This is a genomic window from Nocardia sp. CC201C (genome assembly GCF_030010695.1).
In the GTDB taxonomy this organism is placed as follows: domain Bacteria; phylum Actinomycetota; class Actinomycetes; order Mycobacteriales; family Mycobacteriaceae; genus Nocardia; species Nocardia otitidiscaviarum.
In genome coordinates, this window is the sequence record NZ_JASCXP010000432.1 from 1 (window position 1) to 6318 (window position 6318).

7 protein-coding genes are annotated in these 6318 nt (G+C 69.4%); 2 read left to right on the forward strand and 5 right to left on the reverse strand.

Features of this window, described 5'->3' with window-relative positions:
* Positions 1-103: 103 nt before the first annotated feature.
* The 5 genes from QK444_RS30765 to QK444_RS30785 form a co-directional block, all read right to left on the reverse strand.
* Complete coding sequence (locus QK444_RS30765) at positions 104-409, reverse strand: DUF1416 domain-containing protein (protein WP_029930876.1); 306 nt, start codon at positions 407-409, stop codon at positions 104-106.
* Between the two features lie 5 nt (positions 410-414).
* Entirely contained in the window at positions 415-1248 is an 834-nt protein-coding gene (locus QK444_RS30770; protein WP_282785600.1) for a sulfurtransferase, read from the reverse strand.
* Between the two features lie 27 nt (positions 1249-1275).
* A complete protein-coding gene (locus tag QK444_RS30775; protein WP_282785604.1) occupies positions 1276-1788 on the reverse strand; it encodes a DUF4395 domain-containing protein in 513 nt (170 codons plus the stop codon).
* Positions 1789-2048: 260 nt separating this feature from the next.
* Entirely contained in the window at positions 2049-2504 is a 456-nt protein-coding gene (locus QK444_RS30780; protein ID WP_282785601.1) for a thioredoxin family protein, read from the reverse strand.
* The gene (locus QK444_RS30785; protein ID WP_282785602.1) at positions 2501-3328 is read right to left on the reverse strand and encodes an LmeA family phospholipid-binding protein; all 828 of its coding nucleotides are present in this window, start codon (positions 3326-3328) and stop codon (positions 2501-2503) included. The genes QK444_RS30780 and QK444_RS30785 overlap by 4 nt, the downstream gene beginning before the upstream one ends.
* Positions 3329-3995: 667 nt before the next feature.
* On the opposite strand from QK444_RS30785, the gene QK444_RS30790 reads away from it, so the two are divergent.
* Both QK444_RS30790 and mshD read left to right on the forward strand, forming a co-directional pair.
* On the forward strand, positions 3996-4751 hold the full coding sequence (locus tag QK444_RS30790) for a response regulator transcription factor (RefSeq protein ID WP_282785603.1): 756 nt from the start codon (positions 3996-3998) through the stop codon (positions 4749-4751).
* Between the two features lie 684 nt (positions 4752-5435).
* Positions 5436-6318 (forward strand): mycothiol synthase (gene mshD / locus QK444_RS30795; RefSeq protein WP_282785605.1); only part of this gene is annotated, 883 nt, incomplete at its 3' end.

The window sequence follows — 6318 nt, forward strand, 5'->3', positions numbered from 1 at the left end:
GCAGTCTCTTGGCCCCTTTTTGCTTTTGGTAAACCGGCCCCGGTAAAACGTTCCCGGGGGCCGTTTCCACGATCCCTCACCCCTGAACAGGGTGATCGGTGAGTTACTTGGCGACGACGACATCCAGCTCGTGGATGCCCGCGCCCTCCGGCTTCACCTCGGCCGAACCATTGCCGGACGACGACAGCGCCCGCACGGTCCACGCGCCGGGCGCGGCGAAGAAACGGAAGTCACCGGTGCCGGAGGCCACGACCTCGGCGGTGAAGTCACCATTGCCGTCCAGCAGGCGGACGAACGCGCCGCCGACGGTCTGGCCGTCGGCGGTCAGGACGCGGCCGGTGATGACCGTCTCCTTCTCCACGTCGACGCCCGCGGGGATAGCCTGACCCTGGGTAGGTGCTGCACACATACTGATTACGCTCCCAACTCGATCGGTGCACCGACGAGGGAGCCGTACTCGGTCCAGCTCCCGTCGTAGTTCTTGACGTTCTTGTGGCCCAGCAGCTCCTGCAGCACGAACCAGGTGTGCGAGGAACGCTCGCCGATGCGGCAGTAGGCGATGGTCTCCTTCTCGCCGTCCAGCCCGGCCTCCTTGTACAGCTCCGCCAGCTCGGCGTCGCTCTTGAAGGTGCCGTCCTCGTTCGCGGCCTTCGACCACGGGACGTTGATGGCGGACGGGACGTGGCCCGGACGCTGCGACTGCTCCTGCGGCAGGTGCGCGGGGGCCAGGATCTTGCCGGAGAACTCGTCGGGCGAGCGCACGTCGACCAGGTTCTTGGTGCCGATGGCGTTGATGACCTCGTCGCGGAAGGCGCGGATGGACAGGTCCTGCTCACCGGCCTTGTAGGTGGTGGCGGGCCGGTTCACGGCATCGCGGGACAGCGGGCGGCCGTCCAGCTCCCACTTCTTGCGTCCGCCGTCGAGCAGCTTCACGTCCTGGTGGCCGTAGAGCTTGAAGTACCAGTAGGCGTAGGCGGCGAACCAGTTGTTGTTGCCGCCGTAGAGCACCACGGTGTCCTCGTTGGCGATGCCGCGCGCCGACAGCAGATCGGAGAACTGCTCCCGGTTCACGAAGTCGCGACGGACCTGGTCCTGCAGGTCGGTCTTCCAGTCCAGCTTGACGGCGCCCTCGATGTGGCCCGTGTCGTAGGCGGAGGTGTCCTCGTCGACCTCGACGATGACAACGCCCGGGGCGTTGAGGTTCTCTTCGACCCAGTCAGCGGAGACCAGGACATCGGAGCGAGCCATGTTGTTCCTTTCAGATGTTTGCCGGGGTCAGGCGGTGGGATGGGGGTTGGTCGCCGCGGCCTTGGGGACCAGCCGGGAGGCGAGGGGGTAGAGCTTGCAGCCCAGGCAGACGCCGAACGCCGCGTTGAGAAACGCTGCGAACAGCGCGAAACCGGTGAAAACCGCACCGGCGACGGGGGTCGAGGCGGCGAACCCGATCACGCCGAGGACGGCGAAGATCAGGCCCACCAGTTGGGCGAACCGCAGTGGCGCAACGGGTTCCACGGCGGGAGCCGGGCCGATGCGGGGCAGCACCAGGTTCTTGTAGAGCAGGCCGTAGGGGCTGCCGCCCGGGCCGCGCAGGGCGCCGAGGGCGAAGACCACGGTCTGGGCGGCCAGCAGGATCGCGGCCGCCAGCGGGGAGAAGGCGGCGAGGATGAGGGTCAGCACCAGCACGGCGGTGGTGATCCAGGCGGCGAAACGGGGGCCGCGGACGTCGACCTGACCGGGAGGAAGTCGAGTACCGACCGGTTGGAGGTTGGGGGAAGTAGTGTGCGACATATTCGTGCTCCTGCGCAGGAAGAGGATTCGGTTGGCCAGCGCGCCGGAGGATGCGGACATCACTCGTACGGCGGGTCAATCCCGGTCGGCGACAGAAGGATTCGAAAGGCCGACCGGCTAGCGGCACAGGCAGCAACAACCACCGAGGCGGCACAGGTCTACCGTGCGGCGTCGGGTGAGCATCAGCTCGCGGTTGGATTGCACGATTCGGAGTTTACCCGGTTTTCGGGGGAAATTGGACCCGGGGTCCGTAATGCTGGTCACTCTTCGGTATTCGCCCTGGTTAGCGGGGCCAAGGTGGAGCGCAGATCGGCGGCTTTCGGTACGCCCGAGATCCGGAAGCGCTCACGACCGTCGGCGTCGAAGACGAATGTGGTCGGCAGCGACAGCACCGACAGCTCCTTGGCCAGCGCCGGATCGGAGTCGATATCGATCTCCAGATCCAGCGGCGGGGCCGGGGCGTCGGCGAACTCGGCGACGGTGCCCGCCACCACCCGTCGCACCGCCGCGCACGGGCCGCACCAGTCGGCCGAGAAGTGCAGCACCGCAGGCCGATTCGCGACCAGCCCGGCGGCAGCCAGCAGTTCGCGGCGCGGTGACGCGGCATCCGGCTGCGCCGCAGCGCTGGCCCGAACCCGACCCTCGTTGCGCCGCAGCAGAATTCCCACCGCGACAGCGGCGGCCACGGCGGCGGCGAGGACGGCGAGCTCGATCATTGCTGCCGCTGCAGATGGTCCAGGTCGATGGTGACGTCGCGGCCGCGGCCCTCGACCACGATCTGCCCGCCGACCGCCTCGACCTTGGTCGGGCGGATGCCGAACGGCAGATCACGGGTGTCGATGGTGCGGGTGAACCAGCCCAGAATCATCTCGGTCGGCACCGCGGGCAGCACCGCTACGGGCGTCGCGGTGGCCTCCTCACCGTGGTAGATCTCGGTCGCCACGATCTGGATCTGGCCGTCGGCGTCCAGCCGCAGATCGGCGAGCACACTCACCAGCTGCCCCTTCTCGGTGCTGGACGAGCCGGGCGGGGTGTCGACGCGCGGCGGCACGGTGCCGGTCAGGATGATCGCCCCGGACGTGGTCATGCCGGTGCCGCCGGAACCGCCGGAACCGTCCGACTTGTCGGCGGGCGGGCCGAACACCTGCAGATCCGGAATGCGGAACAGCCGCCCGAGCTCGATGGGCTCGATATGCATGCTGGCCTGCACCTCGTCCACCGGCACCATGCGCACCCGGCCGTCGGCCAGATCGCCCAGCGGCAGCCGCACCCCGTACAGATTCGATTCGATCTGAATCTCGCCCGGAATATCCGGCCGCCGGGCCCGCGCCCGGATATAGATGTCGTCGTAGGTCCCGTCCACCGCCTGCGCCACGAACGGAAACCCGCGAAAGGTCACCTCCGGGTCCGCGCTCAGGTCCGAGCCTTCGCGCAGTAGCCGCGACACCCGGTACTCGGAGTAGGCAGCCGTCCCGAAATCGAGCACGACCGCCAGCCCCGCCAGGCAGAGCAGCCCGATGATCACCCTGCGGAAACTCATGACAGGCACCCTACTGGGTCTGATTTGCCCTCCGCTTCGCTCCGGGCGGGTGCTGTGTTTGATTGCCTCCGCTTCGCTCCGGCGGGTTTGCGGCGCTGCAGGTCCCGGTTCTTCCCTCCCCCGCTCCTCCGCTTCGCTCCCCCGCTCCGCTCAGTCCAGAACCGGGACGCGCCGCAAACCCAGGAGCGTGGCGCTAGGTGCTGCGGGGAGTGAGCGGACGGACAGTGAGTGCGCGGGTGGTCCGCGGGTCCCGGCTTCTCCCTCGCGTCGCTGTTCCGGTCGGTCCGGAGTCGGGATGCGCCGCGAACGAGGGGCGCTGTGCTGGGGACGACTGAACGGGCGGCAGGCTTGCGGATGAATCGGTAGTCCCCAGGGGCGGTCCTGGACTCTGGACGGCTGGGCGCGGAACCCAGGGGCGCGCGTTGTGGTGCTGCGCGGCGCAGGCATCAGGGGATTGGCGTTCGGGCGTCGATGGTGTGGGAGTCGGCGCGAATGGGCCGTTCCCGCGTTGTGATCTTGGGGTAGCCGGAGTGACCTGGGCGGCTGCTATACGTGGTCACGCGGACATACGCGCTAAGGTATGACGCGACTTACCTGTGATGACGCGCATGGCGTCGTGGCGGACGATGAGGTTGCCGCGCACATGCCAGATGGGAGGAGAGCCCCCATGGAGCTGCTCCTGCTGACCTCCGATCCCAATCCGGAGTCGGTACTGCCGTCGCTGGCGTTGCTGCCCCACCACGTGCGACCCGCGCCCACCGAGGTGGCGTCGTTGCTGGAGGCGGGGTCGGCCGATGTCGCGCTCGTCGATGCCCGCACCGATCTGGCCGCCGCTCGCGGACTGTGCCGGCTGCTGGGCAGCACCGGCTCCTCGGTGCCGGTGGTGGCGGTGCTGACCGAGGGCGGACTGGTCGCGGTGAACGCCGACTGGGGGCTGGACGACATCCTGCTGCCCGGCACCGGCCCCGCCGAACTGGATGCGCGGCTGCGGCTGCTGGTGGCCCGCAACGGCGGCGCGGCCAGCCCGGAGAACACCGGCAAGATCACCCTCGGCGAGTTGGTCATCGACGAGGGCACCTACACCGCGCGCCTGCGCGGCCGCCCGCTCGACCTGACCTACAAGGAATTCGAACTCCTCAAATACCTCGCCCAGCACGCGGGCCGCGTGTTCACCCGCGCCCAGCTGCTACAGGAGGTGTGGGGTTACGACTTCTTCGGCGGCACCCGCACCGTGGACGTGCACGTGCGACGACTACGCGCCAAGCTCGGCAGCGAATACGAATCACTCATCGGCACCGTGCGCAATGTCGGCTACAAGGCCGTGCGGCCCGCGCGCAGCGCCAACAAGGGCGATGCGGTGACCTTCCCCGAAACCGAGAGCAGCGACGACGAATACGCCCCGGTGAACGGCACGGTCCAGTAGCCACACGGCCGCGCATACCCGCACCGACCCGGTGACGCGATACCGATCGCGCTGCGGATCCCCACCGCGACCGGCCGCTGTGCCGAGACCCGGTGACGCGGTGCCGACCGCGGTGTGGCCGCCCGCCGTGACGTCGGCCGCTGTGCCGAGACTGTGCAAGGGTGTCGATCGCTGGTGCGGATGCCGCTGCTGTGCCGAGACGCGGTGCAGGGGTGTCGATCGCTGGTGCGGATGCCGCCGCTGTGCCGAGACACGGTGCAGGGTGCCGTCCGCTGGTGCGGACGCCGCCGCTGGGTCGAGATGCCGTGATGCGGTGCCGACCGTAGGTAGGTAACCGCTGCGCGGACCTCGACGCCGAAGCGGACCGCCGCCGCGTGTACCGAGTACATGCGGGCGCGACTGCTCCGATGTCGTGGTGCGCGGTGGTGGATCGGTCACGAAGCGGTCCGGCGCGCGGGCCGGAATGATCGTGTGACCTCGCCGTGTTGGACTGGTCCGGCAGGGCCGATAGCGTGAGCCGATCGGAGCGCGCCGACCGCGTACAGCGGGTGGGACGTGTTCGAGTCGACCGGCACGGGGCCGGAACGGAACTCGCCGCCGGTTCCGCTACCGGCGGTATGACTGGGAGCCGACTTCGGCGGTGTCCCGCGATGGGAGGATGCGGTGGAGGTCGAAGCGCGGCGCATGCGCGAACTGGGTTGGACCGACCGGTTGCCCGCCGACGACTCCGGGTCGGTGCGCGAGATCCTGGACCGCGCCGCCGTCGCCGACGGCGTGGCCCCCGTATCCGAACAGGCCGTGCTGTCCCTCACCCGGGACGCCGAGGCATGGCATCTGGTCGCCCGCGACGGTGACGCGGTGACCGGCTACGCGAATCTGGTCGCCGCGCACGGCGAGCACCCCGCCATGGCGGAGGTGGCCGTCGATCCGCGACACCGCGGGCGGGGTGTCGGTGCGGAGCTGGTGACCGCCGCCCTCGACGCGGGCGGCGAGGGCGCGCGGGTGTGGGCGCACGGGAATCTGGCCGCGGCCCGATCGGTCGCATCCCGACTCGGTCTGTCCGTGGCCCGCGAACTCTGGCTAATGCGCCGCTCCCTTGCTGACTCGGAGCTACCGGAGCTGATGGTGCCGCGGGACATGCTGTTGCGGACCTACGCCGGTCCGTCCGACGACGCCGAGATCCTGCGCGTCAACAATGCCGCGTTCGCCTGGCATCCGGAACAGGGCGGCTGGACCGAACGCGAGCTCGCCGCGCGCCGCGACGAACCCTGGTTCGATCCGAAGGGCCTGTTCATCGCCGCCGACGCCGCCGATCCGGACCGCATCCTCGGATTCCATTGGACCAAGGTGCATCTCGACGAGAACCCCCAGGTCGGCGAGGTCTACGTGGTGGCCGTCGACCCGGCCGCCCAGGGGCGGGGCCTCGGTCGCCTGCTGACCCTGGCCGGACTCCACCATCTGCGCGAGCGCTCCCTGCCCGAGGTGCTGCTCTACACCGAGGCCGACAACACCGCCGCCGTGCACACCTACACCCGCCTCGGCTTCGCACCCGCTCACGTGGACGCCG